Source organism: Roseovarius sp. (genome assembly GCF_030373445.1).
Classification (GTDB): Bacteria; Pseudomonadota; Alphaproteobacteria; order Rhodobacterales; family Rhodobacteraceae; genus Roseovarius.
Genome location: NZ_JAUCYU010000001.1, coordinates 328,300 through 353,851 on the forward strand (window position 1 = coordinate 328,300; position 25,552 = coordinate 353,851).

Below are 25,552 nucleotides of genomic sequence, written 5' to 3' on the forward strand. Positions count from 1 at the left end.
TTAAGCGATCCGCGCGCCAGAGGCGTCGAAGTAAAGGGCGTTGCGGGGTTGAATGGCCACGGTATCCCCGGCCTCGAGGTCGGTATGCGGGTCGGTGAGCGTCACGATGTCATGGCCGTCAAGCTGCAGGTGTAGGCGGGTCTGGTCCCCCAGCCGCTCCACCCGAGACACGGTCGAGGGCTTGCCGTCGCCATGCGCGATATGCTCGGGGCGCAAGCCGATGGTCTTCGCCTCCGACGGCGCCCCACCGAATATCCCCGCCGGTAGGGCGTTGATACGTGGGAGGCCCAGCCGCCCGGCCACGTACAAGCTCACCGGGTCTTCGTAAATCTCGCGCGGGCTGCCGAATTGCACCAGCCGGCCTTCATCGAGCACGCCCACATGCGTCGCCATCGTCATCGCCTCGATCTGGTCATGCGTTACGTAGAGCATCGTCGCCCCCAGGCTCGCCTGGATGCGCTTCAACTCGACCCGCAGATCGGCCCGCAGCTTGGCGTCGAGCGACGACAGCGGCTCGTCCATCAGGTAGATCGACGGGTCCCGCACCAGCGCCCGCCCGATCGACACCCGCTGCATCTCGCCCCCCGACAACTCCGTCGCCTTGTTGTCGAGCTTGTGGGGAATGCTCAGTACCTCCGCCACCTCGCGGATCTTCCGCTCGATCTCGTCTTCCGGCGTCTTCAGGATCGGCGAGCGCAAGGGAAAGGCGAGGTTTTCGCGCACGGTCATATGCGGGTAAAGCGAGTATTGCTGGAACACCATCGCCACGTCCCGCTGCGCCGGTGTCTCGTTCACTACCGACCGCCCGTCGATGCGGATATCCCCACTGTCGGGCCGTTCCAGCCCCGAAATCAGCCGCAAGGTCGTGGTCTTCCCCGCCCCGGTCGGGCCCAGCAGCACCACGAAAGCGCCATCGCTAACGGTCATGGTCAGGTTGTCCACCGCCAGCGTCGAGCCATAGCTCATCGATACGTTCTCAAGCAGCACGTCAGACATGCGACAGCACCCCCTCGTTCAGATCCGAGCGAATGGCCCGCCCCGCCTGCGTATCGAACAGCGTCACCGTCTGGCCGTTGAAATCGAGCCCCACGCTCTCGCCCACCCGGGCCGGCTGCTCCGACCCGATCCGCGCCTTCACCTCGCCGTTATGGGTTTTCATCGTCACGATCTGGGTCGTGCCCAGGTATTCCGTCGCGATCACCTCTCCGCGATAGCCCGAGGCATCGGACAGCCGCACATGCTCGGGCCGCACCCCATAGATCATGTCCCCGTCGAAGGGCTCCCGAAGCGCCGGAATATGCAGCGTCTCGTGATGCATCGTCACGCTCGTCGCCCCGACCTCGAGGCTGTCATGGAACTTCAGGAAATTCATCGAGGGCGACCCGATGAACTCCGCCACGAACCGGCTGGCGGGCTTGTCGTAGATATCTTGCGGCGTGCCGAACTGTTCGATCACCCCGTGGTTCATCACCACGATCTTGTCGCCCATCTGCATCGCTTCCAGCTGGTCATGGGTCACATAGACGGTGGTCGCCCCCATCCGGTCATGCAGGTTGCGCAGCTCCTCCGCCATATGCTCCCGAAACTCGGCGTCGAGCGCGCCAAGCGGCTCGTCCATCAGGAAGCACTTCGGGTTCCGGACGATCGCCCGGCCCAGCGCCACGCGCTGCCGGTCGCCGCCCGACAGGCCCCCCACCGGCCGGTCGAGGATACTCTCGATCCCGAGGATCCGCGCCGCCTCCGCCACCTTCTCGCGCACCTGCGCGCGCGGCATTCCCTGGCTCACCAGCGGATAGCTGATGTTCTTGCGCACGTTCATATGCGGATACAGCGCGAACATCTGGAAGACGAAGGCAATGTCCCGCTGGCTCGCCGGTTTCTGGCCCACCTCCTCGCCGTCGATGTAAATCTCGCCCGAGGTCGGCAACTCCAGCCCCGCGATCATCCGCAACGTCGTGGTTTTCCCGCACCCCGACGGGCCCAGCAGCATGAAGAACTCCCCATCCTCGATCCGGAAGGACGAGGATTTGACGGCGGTAAAATCACCGAAATCCTTGCGCACATTCTGAATGACGATCTCTGCCATATGCGCCTCCTATTCCGGGAAATGGCTGACGACGATGAACATCACCGTCCCTGTCAGCGTGATGATGAAGGAATAGGTGAACGCCCACAGAACGAAAGGCTGCATCAGCATCACCACACCCAGTGCAATTAGGCCCGAGGCCACCATCTCCCACGGGCCGCGCCGCAGCCGCAGAATGCCGTTGACGAAATCCCTCATTTCCGCACCGCTCCGAATGTGATCCCGCGCAGCAGGTGCTTGCGCAGCAGGATGGTGAAAACCATTACCGGCACCAGGAAGATCGTCGCGCCGGCCGCCACGGCGGGCCAGTCCTGCCCGCCAACCCCGATGATCGTGGGGATGAAAGGCGGCGACGTCTGCGCCGTGCCAGAAGTCAGCAGCACCGCGAAGGCATACTCGTTCCAAGAAAAGATCAGGCAGAAGATCGCGGTCGAGGCGATACCGGTCGCCGCCTGCGGCAGCACGACCTTGTAGAAGGCCTGGAACCGCGTGTACCCGTCGATCAGCGCGGCCTCCTCGTATTCCCGCGGGATCTCGTCGATGAACCCTTTCAGAAGCCAGACCGACAGCGACAGGTTCACCGCCGTGTAAAGCAGGATCATCCCGGCATGGGTGTCCGACAGGCCCAGCGTGCGGAACATCAGGAAGATCGGAATGGCAATCGCGATCGGCGGCATCATCCGCGTCGACAGGATGAAGAACAGAAGGTCATCCTTGAGCGGGATGCGGTAACGTGAAAACGCATAGGCCGCGAGCGTGCCGAGGAACACCGACAGGAAGGTCGAGCCGAACCCGATGATCACCGAGTTCATGAACCGCTCGCCAAACCGCGACGGCCCGGCGATCACCATCCCCTTGTCGTGCACGATCTCTTCGTACCACGTCTCCGGCGGGTTGGCCTCCAGATACTCCGCGCTCTGCCGCGTCTGCGTGGTAAACAGGTTCACGTAGCCTTCCAGCGACGGCTCGAACACCACTTTCGGCGGATAGGCAATCGAATCCGGCGAGCTCTTGAAGCCCGTCGCAAGGATCCACAACAAGGGCATCAGCGTGATCAGCGCGTAGCCGATGACAAGCACGCCCGCGACCCATTTCTGCCGGCCGGTGGCCTCGGTGATCGAATAGCTGCTCATCTTTCCTTCACCTTGTTCAGCGCCTTTACGTAGATCGAGGCCAGCCCGAACACCGTGACGAACAGGATGATCGCGTAGGCCGAGGAAAACCCGGTCCGCCACTTCTCGAACGCCTCGCGCTTGAGGTCGATCGAGGTCAGCGTCGTGGTATTGCCCGGCCCGCCCCCGGTCAGCTGCACCACGAGGTCGAACATCTTGAAGTTCTCGATCCCCCGGAACAGCACCGCCAGCATCAGGAACGGCAGCACCATCGGCACCGTGATCGTCCAGAACTGCCGCCATTTCGACGCCCGGTCACACTCCGCCGCCTCGTAGATCGTGTCGGGGATCGAGCGCAGCCCCGCCAGGCAGATCAGCATCACGAAGGGCGTCCACATCCAGGTGTCCACGATCACGATGGCCCAGGGCGCCAGCGCCACCTCGCCGATCATCGAGAAGCTCGCCGGGTCCGCCCCGGTGAAGAACGCCACCACGTAATTGAAAAGCCCGATCTGCGGCTGGTACAGGAACGTCCAGAAATTCCCCACCACCGCCGGCGACAGCATCATCGGAAACACGATGATCGTCGTCCAAAGGTCGTTTCCCTTGAACTTCCTGTTGATCAGCCACGCAAGCGCGAAGCCCAGGATCACCTGGAAAAAGATCGTCCAGAACAGGAAATGCGCCGTCGCCTGCATGGTCAGCCAGACATCGCTGTCGGTCAGGATACGCTGGTAATTCCGCAGCCCGATCCACTCAACCTCGCCATTCGGCCGGTTGGCGCGGAAATTAGTAAAGCTCAGGCGGATCGTCCAGATCAACGGGAAGATATTCACCGCCAGCAGCAGGAACACCGTGGGTGCCACGAAGATCCACGCGATGGTGCGGTCGGACAACCCCTTGATGCGGCGCGCAACTTTCGTGGGCGTGGCGCTTGCGGCCCGATCCATGACCGTCTCGGACATGAGACTTCCTTCCAGGTATTGCTTTGGCGTTGCGCGGGGCCGAAGCCGGCCGGACGGCCCCGCACGAGGGTGCCGCTGCCGCCAAACGAGTCAGGCGACAGGGCAGCCCGGATCAGATCTTGCCTTCGTCCTCGAAGACTTCCGTCCAATCCTCGACCAGCGCGTCAAGCGCCTCCTGCGCCGTGCCTTCGCCGGCGATCACGTAGCTGTGCACGTGGTCCTGCATGGCCAGCAGAAGCGAGGCATAGGCCGGCTCCGCCCAGAAATCCTTCACGATCGCCATCGAGTCGAGGAAGGTCTGCGCATAGGGCTGGCTGGTGGCGAACCCTGGGTCCTCGACCACGGCCTTCAGCGCCGAATACCCCCCAAGCTCCCACCATTTCGACTGGATCTCGGGCTGCGCGAACCACTTGATGTATTCAAGCGCCGCATCCTGGCTGTCGGAATAGGACACAACCGATATCCCCTGCCCGCCAAGCTGGGCGAAATGCCCGCCCGGGCCCTTCGGGTTGGGGAAATAGCCCGACTTGTCGCCGCCCACGTTCGGGTCGGCGTTCACGCCCGGCCAGATGAAGGCAAAGTTCATCTGCAACGCCACCTGCCCCGACTTGTAGGCGTCGATATTGGCCGACATGTACCAATCCGACGAACCCGGCGGCGTGCAGCAATCATACAGCGCCTTGTAATATTCCAGCCCTTCCGCCGCCTCGGGCGAGTTCACGAAGCCCTCCAGCTCGTAGGGGTTCTCCGGGTTGCCGTACTGGAACCCGTAATTGTAGAGCGCATTGGTCACACCCATGGTGATCCCTTCCGAGCCCCGCTCGGTATAGATCGCCGCGCCATAGACCGTCTTCCCGTCGATCTCGCGGTCCTGGAAGAACTCCGCGATATCCTTCAGCTCCGCCAGCGTTTCCGGCGCCTTCAGGTCACGGCCATAGGTCTCCTTGAACTCGGCCTGGTGCTCGGGCATCTCGAACCAGTCCTTGCGATAGGTCCAGCCCACCACGTCACCGAAGGCCGGCAGCGCCCAGTAATTCGGCGTCCCCTTCGGCCATTCCGAATAGCCCGTCACCGTCGCCGGGATGAAATCATCCATGCTGATCCCCTCGGCCTCGAAGAAATCGTTCAGCTTCACGTAATGGCCGGCCTCGGCGCCAAGGCCGATCCACTGGCTGTCGCCGATCATCAGGTCGCACAACTTCCCGCCCGAGTTCAGCTCGTTCAGCATCCGGTCTGCGAAGTTGGGCCACGGCACGAATTCGAAGCTCATCGAGTGGCCCGACTCGGCCTCGAAATCCTTCGACAGTTCGATCAGGGCGTTGGCCGGGTCCCACGCGGCCCAGCACAGCGTCAACTCGTCGGCCTGCGCGCCGCTTGCGGCAAAGCCGGTGGCCGCCGTCAGGGCAGCAGCCGACAGAAAATGCGTCGTCTTCATTGGTTGTCTCCTCCCGTTCAGTCGGCGCGCCATCCACGCACCGCGCCTCCGCGGTTGGATCGGGAGGCACACAAAGGGTAAATGAGGAACGTACCTCATGTCTAGGATTTTCTGAGGTACGTTCCTCTAACTGCCTGTTTTTCGGGCAAATACGCGCATTTCCCGGGCGACGCCCCATACGCTCAAAGATTCAACACGACCGGGAATCTCTGCCGAACTTCAGCACCTTACGTTACGGAACCCCGAGCCGGCCAACCACCCCAGGCTCAGCCGGACACAGGCCGATGACGGCTCAGTAAAGGTTCTCCCGCAGCACGATTTCGATTCGAATCCGCTCCTGCGCCTCGAAAATCGACTGCTCGTCACAGAACGCCCGCAGCACCCGCAAGGCGCTCCGCACAAGGTGTCCGACATTCTGCGTGATCACCGCCGCCAGCTCGTTCCGCTGCAATGCCTCGCGCGTCTTCGGCGTCAGCTCGTGGGCGATCACCACAAGGTCCCCAGCCCGCCCCGCCTCGCGCAGGGCGTCGAGAAGCGGCGCATTTCCCAGCCCCATGGAATAGAGCCCCACCACCCCCGGCCGGTTCTCCACCACGTCGGCGATCACGCTCGCCATGCGCGCCGGGTCGTCATAGGTCTCGATCGAGGGCAGCACGGTCATCGCCGGAAAGTCGCTTTTCATCACCTCGTCGAAGCCCAGCCGCCGCTCCAGGCTGTCGCGCGACCGCATCGAGTTGGTCACGACAAGCACCTCGCCCTGCCCCCCGGCGAACCGCCCCATCAGCAACCCCGCCGTCCGCCCGGCCGACAAGTTGTTGATACCAATGAAATAATCCCGCTTCGAGTTCGGCAAATCGGTCGCCACGGCAACCCCGGCCAGCCCCGCCTCCTTCAGCCGGGCAATCGCGTCGCGCACCTGCGGCGTCTCGGGTGCCATGATCGCCACGCCGTCCAGCCGATCGGTGTCCAGCGCCCGCAAGGCCCGCACGATGGCGTGCGGGTCGTTCGCCGGCACGCTCACCGTCCGAAGCACCACCCGGTCGGCAATCTGCGAGGCATAGGCCTCCTGCAGCGCCGCCCTCAGCGTCTCGGTAAACTGGCTCGGCCCCTCCGGCAGGACGAAGACGAAGCGATACTGCCGCTGCCGCGCAAGGTTCGCGGCATAGGTATCGCGCACGTAGCCCAGCCGCTCGACCGCGGCGTTCACCTTCGCGATGGTCTTCTCGCGCACCCCGGGCCGCGCGTTCAGCACGCGGTCGACGGTGGCAAGGCTGACGCCCGCCTCCTTGGCGATATCGTGGACCGTGGGCTTGTTCACCGGAGCCTCCATGACCGCCGACCGTAGCCAAGCCTTTGAGGTACGTCAATCAAGCGCAACCCGGCAAAGCCGGGCGCGCGCGATTTTTGATCAAATTTCCGATTTGCTTTCTCCGCCACTTCTGCCAGTGTTCCGCCGAACCCCCGAACTGCGGCCATTCAACACGGATCGTCTCATGACACTTGCTCCCAATTCCCCCGAAGCGCGCGACATCGCCTACCACTTCCACTCCTATACCGATGCCATGGCCCATGCCGAGAATGGCCCCCAGATCATCGAGCACGGGGAAGGCGTCTTCGTCTTCGACAACCACGGCAAGCGCTATGTCGAGGCGATGGCCGGCCTCTGGAGCGTCGCGGTCGGTTTCGGCGAAGACCGCCTGGTCAACGCGGCGACCGAGCAGATGAAGAAGCTGCCCTATTACCACAACTTCGCCCACCGCGCGCATCCGGCGGCCATCGACCTTGCCGAGAAACTTGTCTCCATCGCACCGGTGCCGATGTCCAAGGTGTTCTACACCAACTCCGGCTCCGAGGCGAACGACACCGTCATCAAGATGCTCTGGTACCGCTCCAACGCGCTCGGCAAGCCCGAGAAGAAGAAGATCATCTCGCGCAACCGCGGCTATCACGGCGTCACCATCGCCTCGGCCAGCCTGACCGGCCTGCCCAACAACCACCGCTCTTTCGACCTGCCCCTGCCCGGCATCCTGCACACCACCTGCCCGCATTACTGGAAGGAAGGCCGCGACGGCGAGAGCGAGGAAGAGTTCGCCACCCGCTGCGCCGAGGATCTCGACGCGATGATCCAGGCGGAAGGCCCCGACACCATCGCCGCCTTCATCGGCGAGCCGGTGATGGGCGCGGGCGGCGTGGTCGTGCCCCCGGCCACCTACTGGGAAAAGATCCAGGCGGTGCTCGCGAAATACGACATCCTGCTGATCGCCGACGAGGTCATCAACGGCTTCGGCCGCACCGGCAAGATGTTCGGCTGTGAAACCTACGGCATCCGGCCCGACGCCATCGTCATGTCGAAACAGATCACCTCCAGCTACGTGCCCTTCTCGGCCATCCTGCTGAACGACCGCTTCTACGAACCCATCGCCGAAGAAAGCGGCAGGATCGGCGTGCTGGGCCACGGCTATACAGGCGCGGGCCACCCGGTCGGCGCCGCCGTCGCGCTGGAAAACATCAAGATCATCGAGGAACGCGACCTCGTGACCAAGGCCGCCGAGACCGGCGCCTATTTCCGCGACAAGCTGGCCCAGTTCGCCCGTCACCCGATGGTGGGCGAGGTGCGCGGCGTGGGGCTCATCGCGGCGGTCGAACTGGTGCATCCCGACGGGGGTGCAGACCACAAGCCCGGCAAGCTGGGCGCGGCGATGAACAAGCTCCTGTTCGAACGCGGCGTGATCTCGCGGGCGATGATGGATGCCATGGCCTTCTGCCCGCCGATGATCATCGAGCGGGACGAGATCGACATCATCATCGACGCCTTCGCCGATGCGTTGAGCGAACTGGAACAGATGGACTTCGCCGCCTGACCACCGCCGGTCATAGCATAACCGGGCCGGGGCTACCCCTTCGGCCCGGAATAGCTCGCCTTCCAGAGCGGGCGGCGACGGCGCGGGGTCTTGCGCGAATAGTACCGCATCTCGCCGGCGATCTGCGCCCAGTGATCCAGCCGCGCCGCCGTCGCCACCGGGTCATGCTCGGCCACGGCCTGCGCCAGCAGCGACAACAGCGTCGCCAGCGGGCCGGTGGATTCGATCGTCAGGTCGGTCGAGATGCGCGCCGTCAGCACCAGGTCGGTATGCGCCTTCGCCCACTGGTTCAGCTCGTCGGTCAGGATCAGCACCTCGAAGCCCGATTTCCGCGCCAGCGCCGCCACCGTCTCGGCCTCGCGCCCGTAGGGCACGATATCGACAAGGATCAGCGCGCGCCGCCGCGCCCGCCCCTTCGGCGGGATCAGCTCGGACAGGCACCCGTCATGCGTGGCCGCATAGCGCACGTTGTCACGATAGGTCGACAGCCGCCGCGCGAAATCCTCCACGTGCCCGCGCAGCATCTGGAACCCGGCCACCACCACGTCATCGGCGCCGTGGATAACCTCGACCGCCTCGCTCCAGCGGTCCGAGGCCACCAGCTCCGCCAGCGCCAGCACCGCCTCGGCTTCGCGCTTGAGGAAATCGCCGATGGAGCCATCGAGCAGCCGCTCGTTGCGATCCTTCAGGTCGATCGCGTCCAGCGCCTCGTCCTCGCGCAGCGCCCGCTTGAGCGCTGCAACCCCTTGGAATCCCATCTTCTTGAGCAGCCGGCTGACGGTCATCTGGCTGACGCCCGCCTCCTGCGCCAGCGCGGCGCCGGTATCGAGCGACAGCAGGCTGCCTCGCGCCCGCATGCAGGCCGCGGCGCGGCGCTCGGCCGACGACAGGCTGTCCCACACATCTTCGATGCGTTTCTCCAGCGATGCCGCAGGTGCGAAAGTTGATGTTGCCGTGGGACCAGTCATGTTATTATCATAACAGTATCGCGATTCGATAAATAAATACCACAAACAATGTCGCGGCGACAAAAAACAGGGACAGGGAATGACCAGCGATACCGCAAAGGCCCCCGAAGACGGCACCACCCGACGCAGCATGATCTCGGCCCGCGAGCTGACGAAAACCTTCGGCCAGGGCGAGACGGCGGTGACCGCGCTCGACAATGTCGACATCGACATTCGCGAGAACGAGTTCTTCACGCTGCTGGGTCCCTCCGGCTGTGGCAAGACCACGCTTCTGCGGCTGATCGCCGGGTTCGAGCTTCCCACCAGCGGCCTGATCCAGCTTGACGGGCAGGACATCACCGCCCTGCCCCCGCATGTGCGGCCGGTGAACACCGTCTTCCAGAACTACGCGCTCTTCCCGCATATGACGGTGTCGGAAAACATCGGCTTCGGGCTCAAGATGCTGGGCAAATCCTCGGGCGAGATCGAGGCCCGCGTGAAACAGATGCTCTCGCTCGTCCAGCTCGAGGCGATGGCGAACCGCCGCACCGATCAGCTTTCCGGCGGCCAGCAGCAGCGCGTGGCGCTCGCCCGGGCGCTGGCCCCGGCGCCCAAGGTGCTTTTGCTCGACGAGCCACTGGCGGCGCTTGACCTCAAGCTGCGCAAGAACATGCAGATCGAGCTGAAAAGCCTTCAGGCCGAGACCGGGATCACCTTCATCTTCGTCACCCACGACCAGGAAGAAGCCCTCACCATGTCCGACCGAATCGCCGTCATGCGCGACGGCCAGATCCTCCAGATCGGCACGCCCAAGGAAATCTACGACAAGCCGACCCACCGCTTCGTGGCCGACTTCATCGGCGACATCAACATCCTCGAAGCGCAGGTCGAAGGCACCGAGGGCGACCAGACCCGCGTGCGCCTCAAGGACGGCACCACCATGCTGGCGCGATCGACCGGGGCCGACACGCAAGGCCACTGCGCCGTCGCGCTGCGACCCGAAAGCATCCGCGTCGCACAGGCCGGCGACACCCCCGCCCTCACCGGCCAGCTCGAGAACCTCGTCTACATGGGCTCGGCCCACAACCTGCATCTCCGGCTCGGCTCGGGCGAGGAACTGGTCGTCCGCCACGGCGGCTCGACCGAGGGGCTCGACCTGTCGCCGGGCGCGCAGATCGGCGTCGTCATCGCGCCGGGCGGCGCACGGGTGCTGGCATGACCGACACCAGCCTCACCCTTGCCGAACAGGAATCGCGCCGCCGACGCCGCCAGACCCGTCGGGCGCTTCTGGCCCCGGCACTGATCATCATCCTGGCGATCAGCATCATGCCGCTCGGCATCACCGCGCTCTATTCCTTCCTGACGCCCGGCACCTATGGCGGCGTGATCTGGGAATTCACCCCCGACGCCTATGTCCAGTTCCTGTTCGAACGCGACATATTCGACGGCACGCTGCAGTTCAACGACTCCTACCTCACGATCTACATGCGCTCGATCGGGCTGGCCTTCGGGGCCACCATCGGCGCGCTGCTGATCGGCTTTCCCACCGCCTATTTCATCGCCACCAAGCCGCGCGAACAGCGGAACTTCTGGCTGTTCCTGATCACCCTGCCGTTCTGGACCAACCTGCTGATCCGGACCTACGCGATGCTGCTGATCCTGCGCGACGAGGGGCTGATCAACCTCTCGCTCATGGGCGTCGGCGTGATCGAGCGGCCGCTGTCGATCCTCTATACAGACACGGCGGTCTTCATCGGGCTCATCTACACCTACCTGCCCTTCATGGTGCTGCCGCTCTATGCCAGCCTCGAAAAGCTCGATTTCCGGCTGGTCGAGGCGGGCTACGACCTCTACGCCAACCGCTTCCGCGTGCTGCGCCACATCATCGCGCCGATCGCCAAGCCCGGCATCATCGCCGGCTGCATCCTCGTCTTCATCCCCGGCCTCGGCGCCTACATCACGCCGGCCCTGCTGGGCGGCGGCAAGAAGCTGATGATCGGCAACATGATCGCCATCCAGTTCGGCTCGTCCCGCAACTGGCCTTTCGGCTCGGCGGCGGCGCTGATCCTGATGGCGCTCGTGGTGATCGCCCTGCTGATCTATGCCCGTTCGGTAAGCAAGGGAGCGCGCGCCCATGGCTGACACCCCCCCTCTCGCCGCGGGCGCCACCGCCCAGTCGACCCGCCGCAGGATGCGCTCGCGCGACCTCAAGGCCATGCCCGGCTTCAAGGCGGCCGGCTGGGCCTGCATCTTCGCGCTCTACCTGCCGCTGGTCGTGCTGGTCATCTTCTCCTTCAACGACAACCGCTCCGTGGTGAAATGGACCGAGTTTTCCCTGCGCTGGTACGAGGCCGCGATGGAGAACGAGGGCATCCGCAACGCCGCGTGGATGTCGGTCAAGGTGGCCCTCGTGGCCACCGTCTTCTCGACCATCGCCGCCACCATGGCGGCCCTGGCCACCACCCGCACGGCGGCCTTCCGTGGTCAGGGGCTGGCCTACGGCATCATCAACCAGCCGCTGATGATCCCCGAGATCGTCACCGCCATCTCGACCCTGTCGCTCTTCTCGCTGGTCAAGCAACTCACCGGCATCACCGGCGTGGGCTACCTGATGGCGGCGCATACCGCCTTCTGCATTCCCTTTGCCTACATGCCCATCCGCGCCCGGCTCGAGGACATGACGCTGACGCTCGAACAGGCCGGCGCCGACCTCTACGCCACGCCCTGGCAGACCTTCCGCCACATCACCCTGCCCCTGCTGATGCCCGGCATCCTGGCCGGGGCCATGCTGGCCTTCGTCGTCTCGCTCGACGACGTGATCATCACCCTGATGGTGGCGGGCCCGGGCGAAACCACCCTGCCCATCTACATCCTCGGCGCCCTGCGCCGCGGCATCACGCCCGAGATCAACGCGGTCTCCACCATCCTTGTCGGTGTGTCGGTCCTGCTCGTTCTCGTGCTCTTCCTCGTCCAGGGGAAAATGAAGAAGTAACCAAAAACCAGACCAACAGGAGGTAACAACCATGAAAACACAACTGAAGGCCGTAACGGCCGCCACCGCGCTGGCCCTTGCCGGCGGGGCGGCCCTCGCCGAGGGCGAGCTGAACATCTACAACTGGGGCAACTACACCAACCCCGAGTTGATCGAGAAGTTCGAACAGGAATACGACGTCACCGTCAACCTCGACAGCTACGACTCGAACGAAACCATGCTGGCCAAGGTCCAGGCCGGCAACACCGGCTACGACGTGGTCGTGCCCGGCGATTACATGGTCAAGGTCATGATCGGCGAAGGCCTGCTGGCCGAGGTCAAGCCCAACGAGATGGAGAACTTCGGGAATGTCGATCCGAAATGGGTCGATGTCTGGTGGGACGAGGGCCGCAACTACTCGATCCCCTACCAGTGGGGCACCACCGCCTTCACCGTCGACACGGCGGTGTATGACGGCGACATCAACACGCTCGCGCTGATGTTCGACCCGCCCGAAGTGCTTCAGGGCCGGATCAACATGCTCAACGACATGAACGACGTCATCAATGCCGGCCTGCGCTATCTCGGCTACGGCCGCTGCAACGGCAACGAGGACGAGATGCGCGAAGTGCTCGAGCTTCTGCTCGAGGCCAAGCAGCACTGGCGCACGATGGACTATTCCACCATCGAGAAGCTGACCTCGGGCGATGTCGACCTGTCGCAGAACTGGAACGGCGCCGCCATGCGCGCCCGCGCCCAGCGCCCGACGCTGCAATACGCCTATCCGAAGGAAGGCTTCACCGGCTGGATGGACAACGTGGCGGTCCTGGCCGACGCACCGAACATGGAGAACGCCAAGCTCTTCATCAACTTCATGATGGCCCCCGAGAACGCGGCGATGACCTCGAACTTCGCCCGCTATGCCAACGGCATCACCGGCTCCGAGGAATTCATGGATGAAGAGATGCTGAGCGCCCCCGAGATCGTCATGCCCGAAGACGCTCCGGCGCCCGACTTCGTGCAGCCCTGCCCGCAGGAAGTGGTCGATCTCTACAACAAGGTCTGGACGCGCCTGAAGCAGTAACGCACCCAAAGAGGCGCGCGGTTCGCCCGCGCGCCTCACCCCAGAAGACATTTCGAGGACAGATCATGACGGCCCGACCCACGCCCACCGCACCCGCAGGCGTGCCAGAAACGGCGCGTGCCCTCGGCATCATGCAAGGCTTCCCCCCGCCCGCCGACAAGCGCCCCTCCCTCGTGAACTGGGACCTGCCACCATACAACCGGTGGAGCTTCCAGAACATGCACCGCCTGTTCCCCACGGCCGACGTCTTCCGCGGCACCGGCCCGGAAAGCGACCTGCACGAGACACCCGCCGATCTCGACGCCCTCCCCGTCCCCACCGAGAACGGCGCCACGCCCGGCCTCTCTCATTTCCTGCAGACAGTCTATGCCGACGGCATCCTCGTCCTGCATCGCGGCCGCGCAGTCTATGAACGCTATTTCAACGACATGGCCCCCCACAGCCTGCACCTGTCGCAGTCCGTGGCGAAATCCGTGACCGGCCTGGTCGCCGGCGGCATGTGGGCCGACGGCCTGCTCGACCTCGATGCACCGCTGGCCGAGACCATCCCCGAGCTGAAAGACAGCGGCTATGCCGACGCCACCCTCGACCAGGTGCTCGACATGCGCTCCGGCGTCCGCTTCACCGAGGATTACAACACCCCCGGCAGCGACATGACCCGCATCGACATCGCCTCCGGCTGGCGTCCCGCCGACCCGACCGAGGGGCGCCCGACGATCCGCGAGGTCATCCTTTCCCTTCCGAAAATCCGCCCCCACGGCGGCGATTTCGACTACCGCTCGATCGAGACCGACATGGTCGCCTGGGTCATGGAGCGGGTCGCGGGCAGCGACCTCGCCACCCTGCTCGGCACCCGCATCTGGCAGCATATCGGCGCCAGCCGCGACGCCAATTTCACCGTCGATGCCGAGGCGACGGCGCTGGCAGATGGCGGCTTCAACGCCACGCTGCGCGACTATGCCCGCCTGGGTCAGCTTGTCGTCGACGGCGGCCGCACCGGCGATCTGCAGCTTGTCCCGCAGGCATGGATCGACCAGATGCGCACGGGCGACCCCTCCGTCTTCGGCCCGCCCTGGTCCGACAACTTCCCCAACGGCGCCTATCGCCGCTTCTGGTGGATCCGCGATGCCGACCGCGGCGATATCTGCGCCCGCGGCGTCTTCGGCCAGTTCATCTATGTCGACCCGGAAAGCGACCTCGTGATCGCCCTGGTCTCGAGCTGGCCCGACTACCTGATCGCCGAATACACCCGCAACACGATGCGCGCCTTCGACGCCATTCGCGACGCCCTCGGCGCCTGACGACAGACCATTTAGGGAGGCCACGACATGACAGCCGATCTCATCATCACCGGCGGCAGGATCCTCACGATGGAGGGCGACCGGCCCCGCGCCGAGGCCATCGCCATCAACAGCGGCTATATCGACGCCATCGGCGATGCCGCGGATGTCGAGGCGCTCGCCGGGCCCGACACCCGCTGGATCGACGCCAAGGGCGCCACCGTGCTGCCGGGCTTCATCGAAAGCCACATGCACCTCTTCATCGGCGGCTGCGAATTGCAGAACCTCCAGCTCGACGGCGCCAGCGACCCCGACGAGATCCGCAAGCATGTCCGCGCCTACGCGTCCCAGCACCCCGACTTGCCGCTCGTCATGGCGCAGGCCCCCGATTACGCCGTTTTCGCCGACACCTCCCCGCGCGAGGTGCTCGACGCCATGCTGCGCGACCGGCCGCTCGCGATGATGGCGCACGATCACCACACCGTCTGGGCCAACACGATCGCGCTGGAACAGGCCGGCCTCATCGACGGGCTGGAAACCTCTCCCGGCCACGAGGTGGTGATGGGCGCCGATGGCCGCGCCAACGGTGCCCTGCTGGAACCCGAGGCTTACGGCCCCGTCCTCCGCCTCGCCGGGCAGGAACGGGTCAGCCTCGGCCTCACCACCGGGCGCGACCCCGACCCGTGGCCAACGGAAGAAGAGCGCGAGGAAGACCTCAAGCACCTCAAGCGCGGCCTCGATCACGCCGCCCGCCACGGCATCACCTCGATCGTCAACATGGACGGCAACACCTACCTCCTCGAACTGCTCACCGAGCTTCGCGCCCGGCACGAGCTTCAGGTGCGCGTCCGCGTCCCCTTCCACTTCGTCCCCGAGATGGACGTGGCCGATCTCGACACCGCCAAGGCGATGCACGAAAGATGGAACGACGACTGGCTCGCCTCCGGCTTCGTCAAGTTCTTCATGGACGGCGTGATCGACAGCCGCACCGCCTTCATGAAGAACGACTATCCCGGCCAGCCCGGCTATCGCTCGCATGGCCGTTTCGACGCCGACCGCTTCGCCGACCTCGCCACGCGGGTCGACGCGATGGGCCTGCAGATCGCCGTGCATTCCATCGGCGACGCCGCCACCCAGCGCGTGCTCGACGGCTACGAAGCCGCCCGCATGGCCAATGGCGACACCGGCCCGCGCCACCGCATCGAACACCTCGAACTGGTCGCGCCCGAGGATTTCGAGCGCATCGGCGCCATGGGCATCACCGCCTCGATCCAGCCGCCCCACGCGCCGGGCACCTGCGGCCTGCCGCTCGACCCGACGCTCACCAATATCGGCCGCGACCGCTGGGAAGACGCCTTCGCCTGGCAGCGCCTCGCCAAGGCCGGCGCCCCCATCGCGCTCGCCTCCGACTGGCCGGTCTCCGACATCTCGATCATCCGCGGCCTGCACGCCGCCACCACGCGCGAAGCATGGGCCGATGACGTCCCGAACCACCGCTTCACCCTGAACGAGGCGCTGGCAGGCTACACCATCGGCGGTGCCTGGGCCGAGGGCACCGACACGAAGAAAGGCTCGCTCGCCAAGGGCAAGCTGGCCGATGTCGTCATCCTCGATCGAGATATCGAAAGCCAGCCGCTCGACCAGCTCGACCAGACACAAATCGCCGCGACAATCTGCGGCGGCATGGTCACCTATACCGCCGGCTGACGTCAGGAAACACAAGCACTCCAGCGACAGGCGCAGGCCCCCCTGGCCCGCGCCGCCCCCCCTGTTTCGGGTTGATCCCGGCGGGAACCTCTGGAAAACCGGACTCCGGGACCAATCTTTCGATTGGGGGGCTTTCATCACGGAATGACCCGTATATTGTCGGTCAGACCTATTGGGACAGGTGAAGATGTCGTTATTTCTGATTGTCGCACTGCCATTCCTGGGCGCGCTTCTGCCCGGGCTGATGATCCGCGCCGGGCGTCAGGCATGCGGCATGGTCACCTTCCTCGTGACGCTGACCGCCTTCCTCGGGTTGATGACCCATTTGCCCGCCGTGATGGCGGGCGAGACGGTGACGGCCCGGCTCGACTGGATGCCTTCGCTCGGGCTCAACTTCAACCTGTTCGTCGACGGGCTCGGCCTGTTCTTCGCGTCGCTGATCCTTGGCATTGGCCTGCTTATCATCACATATGCTCGCTTCTACCTCTCGCGCGAAGACAACATGGGAGAGTTCTACACCTACCTCCTGCTCTTCCAGGGCGCGATGGTGGGGATCGTCCTGTGTGACAACATCCTGATGTTGCTCATCTTCTGGGAACTGACCTCGCTCTCCTCCTTTCTGCTGATCGGCTACTGGAAACACCTCCCCGAAGGGCGGCAGGGCGCGCGCATGGCGCTGGCGGTCACCGGCGCAGGCGGGCTGGCGATGATCGGGGGCATGATGCTGCTGGGCAATATCGCCGGCAGCTACGACCTGACCGTGATCCTCCAGCACCGCGACGAGATCCAGGCCTCGCCCTACTACATGCCCGCGCTGATCCTGATCCTGCTGGGCTGTTTCACCAAGTCGGCCCAGTTCCCCTTCCACTTCTGGCTGCCGCACGCCATGGCGGCGCCCACACCGGTCTCGGCCTACCTGCACTCGGCCACCATGGTGAAGGCCGGCATCTTCCTGATGGCCCGCCTCTGGCCGGTGCTCTCGGGCACGGATGCGTGGTTCATCCTCGTCACCGGGGCGGGGCTGGTGACCATGGTGATCGGCGCCATCGTGGCGCTCTTCAAGAACGACCTGAAAGCCTTGCTGGCCTTCTCGACCGTCTCCCATCTCGGGCTCATCACCATGCTGCTGGGCACCGGCACGCCCTTCGGCGCGATGGCGGCGGTGTTCCACATCCTCAACCACGCCACCTTCAAGGCGGCGCTCTTCATGTCCGCCGGCATCATCGACCACGAGGCGGGCACCCGCGACATCACTCTCTTGGGCGGGCTGCGCCGGCTGATGCCGGTCACCTTCGTGATCGCCACCATCGCCTCGCTCTCGATGGCGGGCATCCCCTTCCTCAACGGCTTCCTGTCGAAGGAAATGATGCTCGAGGAAACCACCCACACCACCCTTTTCGGCAACCCGATGCTGGTGCCGGTGCTGGCGACCATCGGCGCGCTCTTCTCGGCGGCCTATTCCTTCCGCTACATCGTGCACACCTTCCTCGGGCCGGAACGCGACGACTACCCGGGCCACCCGCACGACCCGGGCGTCGGCATGTGGGGGCCGCCCGCCCTGCTGGTGATCCTCGTCATCGCCATCGGCATCGCCCCCTTCCTCGCCGAACCGCTGGTCAAGACCGTCACCGCCGCCGTCCTCGGCGGCACGGCCGAGCTGCCCGATGCCCACCTGAAAATCTGGCACGGCGTCACCCCGGCGCTGTGGATGTCGGTCATCGCCGTCGCGGGCGGCATCATCCTTCTGCTGATGTTCAAGCCGCTCTCCCGCGCGTGGGCTGCCGCCGGGCCGCCCTTCGCCAAGGCGATCTTTGACGCGATCATCGCCATGCTGGTCGCCATCGCCCAGGCCGTCACCGGCCGCCTGCACGACGGCTCGCTCACCCGCTACGCGGCGATCTTCACCGTCACCGTCTTCGCCGTCACCGCCCACGCGTGGTTCTCGGGCGGGGTCGGCCTGCCCAGCCGCGACGCGCTGCCGATCGAGCCGGTGCCGATGACCGCGTGGATCCTGCTTGTCACCGCCACCGCCGTGCTGCTGCGCTACCACCGCAACCGCTTCCTCGCGCTGATCCTGATGGGCGTGGTGGGCCTCGTCGTCTCGATGGCCTTCGCCTATCTCAGCGCACCCGACCTCGCCCTCACCCAGCTGTCGGTCGAGGTGGTCACCATCATCCTGCTCCTGCTGGCGCTCAACTTCCTGCCCCGCTACACGCCGGTCGAAAGCACCGCCGGGCGGCGCCTGCGCGACGGGGTGATCTCGATCGGCGCCGGCGTCGGCGCGGCGGCGCTGATCTACACCATGATGCTGCGCGACTTCGTCGAGCCGTCGATCTCCGCCTACCACCTCGAGAATTCCTACAAGGGCGGCGGCGGCACCAACGTGGTCAACGTGATCCTCGTCGACTTCCGCGGCTTCGACACGTTCGGCGAGATCATCGTGCTCGGCATCGCCGCGCTGATCATCTACGCCATCACCGAGGCGCTGCTATCGGGGCCGGTGCGCGCGCGCCTGCTCAACCGCCCGACCGAGGACGTGGCCGGCGACGCGCACCCGATGATGATGGTCGTCGTCACCCGCGTGATGATGCCCGTTGTGCTGATGGTCGGCGTCTACATCTTCCTGCGCGGCCACAACGAACCGGGCGGCGGCTTCATCGCGGGCCTCGTCGTGGCCATCGGCGTGGTGATGCAGTACATGGCGTCTGGCTATTCCTGGGCCTCCGCCCGCCAGCGCTACCCGTTCCACGGCATCATCGGCACAGGCGTGCTGGTGGCGGGGCTGACCGGCATCGGCGCCTGGTTCTTCGGGGCCGAGTTCCTGACCTCCTCCTTTGGCTATTTCCGCATCCCGCCCTTCGAGGAATTCGAACTGGCCACCGCCATGGGCTTCGACCTCGGCGTGTTCCTCTGCGTGGTGGGCGCGGTGATGCTGTCGCTGGAAAGCTTCTCGCGCCTCGCCCGCCGCAGCGATACCGAGGTCAACGAATACGCCATGGATATCGACCCGTCGCGCGACGACGCACCGCAACCCACCGGAAAGGAGGGCTGAGATGGAGCTTCTGCTTGCAAGCGCCGTCGGCGTTCTCACCGCAGCGGGGGTCTACCTCGTCCTGCGCCAGCGCACCTTCCCGGTGATCGTGGGCACCGCCTTCCTGTCCTACGCGGTGAACGTCTTCCTCTTCGCCTCCGGGCGCCTCGCGGTCCAGCAGCCGCCCGTCCTGAACGACGCGGCCGCCGCCTATACCGACCCGCTGCCACAGGCGCTGGTGCTGACGGCGATCGTCATCTCCTTCGGGATGACGGCGGTCGTGGTGATGGTGGCGCTCGGCGCCTATCTCAGCTCCGAGGACGACCATATCGACGACCGGCCCGAAACCGGTGACGAGGGGGCGCAATCATGAGCCACTGGATCATCCTGCCCATCGTCCTGCCCGCCATGATGGCGGCCTTCATCGTGCTCGTCGTCCGTCACCACGTGGTGTTGCAGCGGGTCTTCTCGCTGGCCGGCACCGTGGCACTGCTGGCCATCGCCGCCGGTCTCGTCATTGCCACGTGGGACGGCTCGATCATCCTCTACCAACTCGGCAACTGGGCCGCGCCCTTCGGCATCGTGCTGGTGGCCGACCGACTGTCGACGCTGTTCGTCTTCCTCACGTCCCTGCTGGCGATCTTCGTCCAACTCTACGCCATCGGCTCGAAATGGGACACGCGCGGCCGGCATTTCTACGCGCTTTTCCAGTTCCAGCTCATGGGCATCATCGGCGCCTTCCTGACGGGCGATGCCTTCAACCTCTTCGTCTTCTTCGAGGTGTTGCTCATCGCCTCCTACGGGCTGATGATCCATTCCGGCGGGCCCGAACGCTTCCGCGTCGGCGTGCAGTACGTGGTGTTCAACCTGCTCGGCTCGACCCTCTTCCTCTTCGCCCTCGGCACGATCTACGCCGAGACCGGCACGCTCAACATGGCCGACCTCGCCCAGCGCATCGCCGCCGCCCCGGCCGAGCACACCTCCGGCATCCGCGCTGCCTCGGTCATGCTGCTGATGGTCTTCGCGGTGAAGGCCGCGATCCTGCCGCTGCATTTCTGGCTGCCCTCGGCCTATGCCTGCGCGCCCGCCCCGGTGGCCGCGCTCTTCGCGATCATGACCAAGGTCGGCGCCTATGCCATTATCCGCTTCTACACGCTGATCTTCCCGCCCGACCTCGAAGCCACCCAGGGGCTCTTCGACACCTGGCTCCTGCCTGCCGCATTGCTGACCCTGATCCTCGGGATGCTGGGCGTGCTCGGCGCGCGCCGGCTCGACAGGCTGGTGGCCTTCGCGGTGATCGGCTCGATGGGGATGCTGATGGCAGCGGTCTCGGTATTCACGCCCCAGGGGATCGCCGCAGCGCTCTTCTACGCCATCCATTCCACGCTGGCGACGGCGGCGCTCTTCCTGCTGGTCGACGTGGTCCGCGACCGGCGCGAGCGCAACCTGCTGACCTTCGACCTCGCCCCGCCCATCGCCGGCGGCGCACTCGTGGCCGGGATGTTCTTCGCCGCGGCCATCGCCATGGCGGGCCTGCCGCCGCTCTCGGGCTTCATCGGCAAGCTGCTCATCCTCGACGCCGCCATGGCCGACGCGCGCATGGCCTGGGTCTGGGCCATCATCCTCGGCATGAGCCTGATCGCCGTCATCGGCTTCGCCCGCGCCGGAAGCACGATCTTCTGGCGCGCCCATGCCTCGGAAGCGGCCTATGACGAAGGCCCCCCGCCCGAGGACGAGGCCGCGCTGGCCCCCCTGCCCGCCCTGCCGATGGTGGCCATCGGCGGGATCCTCGCAACGCTCGTGGCCATCACGGTCTTCGCCGGGCCCCTGCAACGCCACCTCGCGGCCACCGCCGACCAGCTCTTCGCGCCGGAGCCCTACATCTCGACTGTGCTCGGCACGCCCGGCAAGGAGATCACCTACAAGGGCCACGCCGACGAAGATCACGACAAGGACAGCACGGCCCGCGACTCCCACGGCCCCGAGAACCCGGAGACGCCGCTAGAAGAGGAGGCGCACTGACATGGCCAGCCGCCTGACCCGACGCATCTTCCCGCACCCGCTCCTCACGCTGCTGCTCACCCTCGTCTGGTGCATGCTCATCAACACGCCCAGCACCGGCGCTGTGGCATTCGGCCTGATCCTCGGCATCCTGATCCCGATCCTGACGGCCGCCTACTGGCCCCAGCGCCCGCTCATGCGGCGGCCGTACCGGATGGTTTCCTACATCCTCATCGTCGTCTGGGACATCGTGCTCGCCAACGTGCAGGTCGCCCTGATCGTCCTCTTCAAGAGCAACGCCCGGATGAAGCCCAACTGGGTCTGCATCCCGCTCGATCTGCGCACGCCCGAGGCCATCGCCATCCTCGCCGGCACCATCACCCTGACCCCCGGCACCGTCTCGGCCGACCTTTCCGACGAAGGGCATTCCCTGTTGGTCCACGCGCTCGACGCGCCCGACCCGGACGCCGTGCGCGACGACATCAAGCACCGCTACGAACGCCGCCTGAAGGAGATTTTCGAATGATCATCTACGCCCTCTACTTCGCCTTCGCCGCGGTCGGCCTGTCGCAGGTCCTCGCCCTCTGGCGCCTGCTGATCGGCCCGGGCTCGGGCGACCGCGTGCTGGCGCTCGACACCATCTCCGTCAACGCTGTCGCGCTTATCGTGCTCTACGGCATCCTCACCCAGACACAGGTCTATTTCGAAGCCGCCCTGCTCATTGCCATGCTGGGTTTCGTGTCGACCGTGGCCTATGCCCGCTTCATCCTGCGCCGGGACGTGATCGAATGATGGAAGCCGCCGAAATCCTCGTCAGCGCGCTGATCGTGATCGGCGCTCTCTTCATCCTCGTGGGCTCCTACGGCCTGCTCAAGCTCGACAGCCCCATGTCCCGCCTGCATGCCCCGACCAAGTCCGGCACGCTGGGCGTCGGCAGCACGCTCGCGGCCTCGATGGTCTATGCCTTCGTCTGGGGCGTGGGCTCGGTGCACGAGCTCTTGATCATGGCCTTCCTGTTCGTGACGGCCCCGGTCTCGGCCATGTTCATCGCCAAGGTCGCCATTCACCGCCGCCGCGTCGCCGTCGAGCCGCCCTCGCCGCCCGAAGACAGCACATGGGCCACGAAAGCCGCCCCGGTGGCCGAGGAAAACGCCTGACTCCCCGGCTTCAGATGCTGGTCTGCATCCTGTAGCCGGGCCGGAAATACTGCCGCACCGAGGTGATCGAGCGGTCGTTGTCCCACGTCACCCGGTCGATCACGAAGATCGCCGCACCCGCCTCGCAGCGCAGCATACCGGCCACCTCCTCGCTCGCGTTCCCGGCGAAAAAAGCGATATCGCCCTCGGTATAGGGCGCATGGGTCAACAGCCATTCGTTCGCGCTCGTCTCTGCGAACCCCTGCTCCGCAGCTCCGGGCACGGTCGTCAGGTTGACCCAGCGATCCTCGAACACGAACGGCGCGCCATCCGCCGTCTGTACCGATTTCACCCGGACGAATTGGTCGTTCTCCCGCGCCTTCAACTGCCGCAACAGCGCCTCGGGCGGCGTGCCGCGCCGATAGAACAGCCGCTCGTAGCCATAACTCTGCCCCAGGTCCTCGATCTCCTTCCGGATCATCGGGATGCTCAGCGTCGCCTTCCGCACCGGGTGCAGCGCCACCCGTGTCCCCGCCTTGCGCCGCCGTTCCAGCAACCCGGCCTCAGACAGGTTCCTCAACGCCCGGTTCACCGTCGCCCGGGCACAGCCGAATTCCTCGGCCAGGTCCTGCTCGTTCGGGATCATCTCGCCCGGCGCCCAGATCCGCGCATGGATGCGGCGGCGCACTTCCTCCTGCACCGCCTGCCAGTTCTTGAATTCACCCGCCGTCACAGCGCCGCGCTCAGCTTGGCCATCGTCGCGGCGTACCGGTCGCGGATCTCGGCGTGCTTCACGTGCCGCCCGCCTTCGACCACGGGCCGCCCGGCCACCCACACGCCCGACACCATCCGGTCATCGCCCGCGAAGATATAGGCGTCGAGCACGGCATCCCCCTCGCGCCCCTGCAGGTCCACCGCCCGGCCATCCAGCGCCAGCAGATCGCCCCAGTTGCCCTCGGCAATCCCGCCAACACCCCGGCCCGCCGCCTGAGCACCGCCCGAGACCATCGCCTCGAACATCCGCCGCCCCGTCGACTGGCCAGCCGAGGCCAGCGCCGCCCGCGACCGGTCCCGCAGCCGCTGGGAATATTCCAGCGTCCGAAGCTCTTCGGTCAGCGAGATCCGGATGTTGCTGTCCGACCCGATGGCGATCCGGCCGCCCGCATCGAACCACCGCACCCCGTCGAAGATCCCGTCGCCAAGGCTGCTTTCGGTGATCGGGCACAACCCCGCCACGGCCCCGGTCGCGGCCAGCCCCTCGGTCTCGTGCGGCTCCATCTGCGTGCAGTGGATCATGCACCAGCGCTCGTCCACCTGTCCCGTTTCAAGCACCCACTCCACGGGCCGCTTGCCCCAGGCCGCTTCGACCTCCTCGACCTCGGCCATCTGCTCGGCCAGGTGCATGTGCACAGGCCCCTCGGCCAAGGCCGCCGTCGCCGCAAGATCATCCTTGCCCACCGCCCGCAAGCTGTGCGGCGCCACGCCCAGCACGGTATCGCCGGGCAGACCGGCCAACGCCTGCCCCGCCCCCTCGTGCAGCCGCGCAAACCGCTCCGCGTCATTCCCGAACCGGATCTGCCCCGGCCCCAGCTCACGCTGGTCACAGCCGCCATACTGGTAATGCACCGGCAACAGCGTCAGCCCGATACCCGTCTCCGCCGCCGCCGCCGCGATCCTCGCGCTGGTCTCGGCAAGATTGTCGTAAGGCACCCCGCCCGGCTGGTGATGCAGGTAATGGAACTCCACGTTCGTGGCATACCCGGCTTCCAGCATCTCCATCTGCACGAAGGCCGCGATCGCCTCGATATGCTCGGGAGTCAGCTGGTCCAGGAACCGGAACATCAACTGCCGCCACGTCCAGAAACTGTCGCTCCCGCTCGGCCCCCGTCGCTCGGTCATGCCGGCCATGGCCCGCTGGAAGGCGTGGCTGTGCGCGTTCACCGGCGCCGGCAGCAATATCTCCACCCGCTCGCCGCTCTCCGGCTGGCCCGCCCGGACGCTGGCGATACGCCCCGCCCCGTCAAGCTCCACCGCCACGTCCCGTTGCCAGCCTTCGGCCGTCAGCGCCTGTTTCGACCAGATTGTCGGCATATCGTCGGGTCCCTTCTGATAATATGTGCAGACATATTACCAGACAGGGCACCGTTGACAAGGGCCCGCGCCACTCACCCCGCCGGGTCTTCCTTCACGCCCTCGCCCTGCTGCACGATCCGCATCTTCCCGGCCGGATAGGGCCGCATCAGTTCCGCCGCCGCCTCCGGCGTGCCGGTCAGCCATGTCTCGTAATCCCCGGGCTCAAGGATCACCGGCATCCGGTCCGGATGCACCGGTTTCACCAGCTCGTTCGGCGTCGAGGTCACCATCGTATGCGTCTCGATATCCACCAGCTCGCCCCGATACTCGCCCCGAAACCCCCGCCACATCCCGGCAAAGGCAAAGGGCGGGCGCGCGTCGGGGTCCTCGCTCGCCATTCCGAACCAGTAGTATGTCGCCGGGTTGCGCCCCTTCGCCTCGCAAAAGGACGTGGCCGGGATCAGGCAGCGCCGCGCCTCGAAACTCGCCCGCCAGAAGCCGGAATGCCGCACCTTGTCGTCGCGCGCGTTGTTCACCGCCTTGGGCATGATCGGCTTGCCCGTCTTCTTCGACACTTGCGGCATCAGGAACCCCCAGTGCATCGACACCAGCTCGCGCTGGCCGCCCTCGCCAATCCGCACCACGGGCGCGCTGTACCGCGGAAAGATCGCCGGTAGCGGCGCGAAGTTGCCCAGCCCGTCGAACCCGGCGGCGACGTCGAACAATTGGCGCATCGCCTGTTGCGTGGTCATGTTGGAATGCAGGTTGCACATGGGCCGGATGCTAGCACCGGCACCCGCGCGGGCAAGCCCCGATGACGCCAACCCGCGACAGGCGTGACCGGTAAGAATTTTTGAACTTAC

24 protein-coding genes are annotated in these 25,552 nt (G+C 65.7%); 13 read left to right on the forward strand and 11 right to left on the reverse strand.

The window, feature by feature from the left end; all coding sequences use genetic code 11:
- The 7 genes from QUV18_RS01455 to QUV18_RS01485 all read right to left on the reverse strand — a co-directional run bounded on the left by QUV18_RS01455 (position 1) and on the right by QUV18_RS01485 (position 6,916).
- The gene (locus tag QUV18_RS01455) at positions 1-996 is read right to left on the reverse strand and encodes an ABC transporter ATP-binding protein (RefSeq protein ID WP_300891465.1); all 996 of its coding nucleotides are present in this window, start codon (positions 994-996) and stop codon (positions 1-3) included.
- Entirely contained in the window at positions 989-2,086 is a 1,098-nt protein-coding gene (locus QUV18_RS01460) for an ABC transporter ATP-binding protein (RefSeq protein WP_300891466.1), read from the reverse strand. The genes QUV18_RS01455 and QUV18_RS01460 overlap by 8 nt, the downstream gene beginning before the upstream one ends.
- A gap of 9 nt (positions 2,087-2,095) precedes the next feature.
- Positions 2,096-2,284, reverse strand: coding sequence for a hypothetical protein (locus QUV18_RS01465; RefSeq protein WP_300891467.1), 189 nt, complete (start codon positions 2,282-2,284; stop codon positions 2,096-2,098).
- Positions 2,281-3,219, reverse strand: a complete 939-nt coding sequence (locus QUV18_RS01470) for a carbohydrate ABC transporter permease (protein WP_300891468.1) — start codon at positions 3,217-3,219, stop codon at positions 2,281-2,283. Before QUV18_RS01470 ends, QUV18_RS01465 begins: the two co-directional genes overlap by 4 nt.
- Positions 3,216-4,163, reverse strand: a complete 948-nt coding sequence (locus QUV18_RS01475) for a sugar ABC transporter permease (RefSeq protein ID WP_300891469.1) — start codon at positions 4,161-4,163, stop codon at positions 3,216-3,218. The genes QUV18_RS01470 and QUV18_RS01475 overlap by 4 nt, the downstream gene beginning before the upstream one ends.
- Before the next feature lie 112 nt (positions 4,164-4,275).
- Entirely contained in the window at positions 4,276-5,598 is a 1,323-nt protein-coding gene (locus QUV18_RS01480) for an ABC transporter substrate-binding protein (protein ID WP_300891470.1), read from the reverse strand.
- 292 nt (positions 5,599-5,890) lie between these two features.
- Positions 5,891-6,916: a LacI family DNA-binding transcriptional regulator gene (locus tag QUV18_RS01485; protein WP_300891471.1), complete on the reverse strand. Its 1,026-nt coding sequence runs from the start codon at positions 6,914-6,916 to the stop codon at positions 5,891-5,893.
- Positions 6,917-7,091: 175 nt separating this feature from the next.
- Here QUV18_RS01485 and QUV18_RS01490 point away from each other — a divergent pair, with 175 nt between their 5' ends.
- A complete protein-coding gene (locus tag QUV18_RS01490) occupies positions 7,092-8,459 on the forward strand; it encodes an aspartate aminotransferase family protein (RefSeq protein WP_300891472.1) in 1,368 nt (455 codons plus the stop codon).
- A gap of 32 nt (positions 8,460-8,491) precedes the next feature.
- Here the strand turns inward: QUV18_RS01490 and QUV18_RS01495 are convergent, their stop codons facing one another.
- The gene (locus tag QUV18_RS01495; RefSeq protein WP_300891473.1) at positions 8,492-9,427 is read right to left on the reverse strand and encodes a MurR/RpiR family transcriptional regulator; all 936 of its coding nucleotides are present in this window, start codon (positions 9,425-9,427) and stop codon (positions 8,492-8,494) included.
- A gap of 130 nt (positions 9,428-9,557) precedes the next feature.
- Here QUV18_RS01495 and QUV18_RS01500 point away from each other — a divergent pair, with 130 nt between their 5' ends.
- From QUV18_RS01500 to QUV18_RS01555, 12 genes are all read left to right on the forward strand, one after another.
- The gene (locus QUV18_RS01500; protein WP_300892033.1) at positions 9,558-10,625 is read left to right on the forward strand and encodes an ABC transporter ATP-binding protein; all 1,068 of its coding nucleotides are present in this window, start codon (positions 9,558-9,560) and stop codon (positions 10,623-10,625) included.
- A complete protein-coding gene (locus QUV18_RS01505; RefSeq protein ID WP_300891474.1) occupies positions 10,622-11,548 on the forward strand; it encodes an ABC transporter permease in 927 nt (308 codons plus the stop codon). Before QUV18_RS01500 ends, QUV18_RS01505 begins: the two co-directional genes overlap by 4 nt.
- Positions 11,541-12,398 carry an ABC transporter permease gene (locus QUV18_RS01510; protein ID WP_300891476.1) on the forward strand — a complete coding sequence of 286 codons (858 nt, stop codon included), beginning with the start codon at positions 11,541-11,543 and terminating at the stop codon, positions 12,396-12,398. Before QUV18_RS01505 ends, QUV18_RS01510 begins: the two co-directional genes overlap by 8 nt.
- A 31-nt stretch (positions 12,399-12,429) precedes the next feature.
- Complete coding sequence (locus QUV18_RS01515; protein WP_300891480.1) at positions 12,430-13,461, forward strand: extracellular solute-binding protein; 1,032 nt, start codon at positions 12,430-12,432, stop codon at positions 13,459-13,461.
- Positions 13,462-13,526: 65 nt separating this feature from the next.
- The gene (locus QUV18_RS01520; RefSeq protein WP_300891481.1) at positions 13,527-14,762 is read left to right on the forward strand and encodes a serine hydrolase; all 1,236 of its coding nucleotides are present in this window, start codon (positions 13,527-13,529) and stop codon (positions 14,760-14,762) included.
- 27 nt (positions 14,763-14,789) lie between these two features.
- On the forward strand, positions 14,790-16,448 hold the full coding sequence (locus QUV18_RS01525; RefSeq protein WP_300891482.1) for an amidohydrolase: 1,659 nt from the start codon (positions 14,790-14,792) through the stop codon (positions 16,446-16,448).
- Positions 16,449-16,635: 187 nt separating this feature from the next.
- On the forward strand, positions 16,636-19,500 hold the full coding sequence (locus tag QUV18_RS01530) for a monovalent cation/H+ antiporter subunit A (protein WP_300891483.1): 2,865 nt from the start codon (positions 16,636-16,638) through the stop codon (positions 19,498-19,500).
- Between the two features lies 1 nt (position 19,501).
- A complete protein-coding gene (locus QUV18_RS01535; protein WP_300891484.1) occupies positions 19,502-19,852 on the forward strand; it encodes a Na+/H+ antiporter subunit C in 351 nt (116 codons plus the stop codon).
- Entirely contained in the window at positions 19,849-21,501 is a 1,653-nt protein-coding gene (locus tag QUV18_RS01540; protein WP_300891485.1) for a monovalent cation/H+ antiporter subunit D, read from the forward strand. The genes QUV18_RS01535 and QUV18_RS01540 overlap by 4 nt, the downstream gene beginning before the upstream one ends.
- 1 nt (position 21,502) lies before the next feature.
- A complete protein-coding gene (locus QUV18_RS01545; RefSeq protein WP_300891486.1) occupies positions 21,503-22,006 on the forward strand; it encodes a Na+/H+ antiporter subunit E in 504 nt (167 codons plus the stop codon).
- Positions 22,003-22,272, forward strand: coding sequence for a K+/H+ antiporter subunit F (locus tag QUV18_RS01550; protein ID WP_300891487.1), 270 nt, complete (start codon positions 22,003-22,005; stop codon positions 22,270-22,272). Before QUV18_RS01545 ends, QUV18_RS01550 begins: the two co-directional genes overlap by 4 nt.
- A complete protein-coding gene (locus tag QUV18_RS01555; RefSeq protein WP_300892034.1) occupies positions 22,272-22,637 on the forward strand; it encodes a Na+/H+ antiporter subunit G in 366 nt (121 codons plus the stop codon). Before QUV18_RS01550 ends, QUV18_RS01555 begins: the two co-directional genes overlap by 1 nt.
- Before the next feature lie 10 nt (positions 22,638-22,647).
- Here QUV18_RS01555 and QUV18_RS01560 read toward each other — a convergent pair whose 3' ends face one another.
- The 3 genes from QUV18_RS01560 to QUV18_RS01570 form a co-directional block, all read right to left on the reverse strand.
- Positions 22,648-23,349, reverse strand: a complete 702-nt coding sequence (locus QUV18_RS01560; RefSeq protein WP_300891489.1) for a GntR family transcriptional regulator — start codon at positions 23,347-23,349, stop codon at positions 22,648-22,650.
- The gene (locus QUV18_RS01565) at positions 23,346-24,707 is read right to left on the reverse strand and encodes a formimidoylglutamate deiminase (protein WP_300891490.1); all 1,362 of its coding nucleotides are present in this window, start codon (positions 24,705-24,707) and stop codon (positions 23,346-23,348) included. The genes QUV18_RS01560 and QUV18_RS01565 overlap by 4 nt, the downstream gene beginning before the upstream one ends.
- 74 nt (positions 24,708-24,781) lie before the next feature.
- A complete protein-coding gene (locus QUV18_RS01570; RefSeq protein WP_300891491.1) occupies positions 24,782-25,462 on the reverse strand; it encodes an SOS response-associated peptidase in 681 nt (226 codons plus the stop codon).
- Positions 25,463-25,552: the final 90 nt, after the last annotated feature.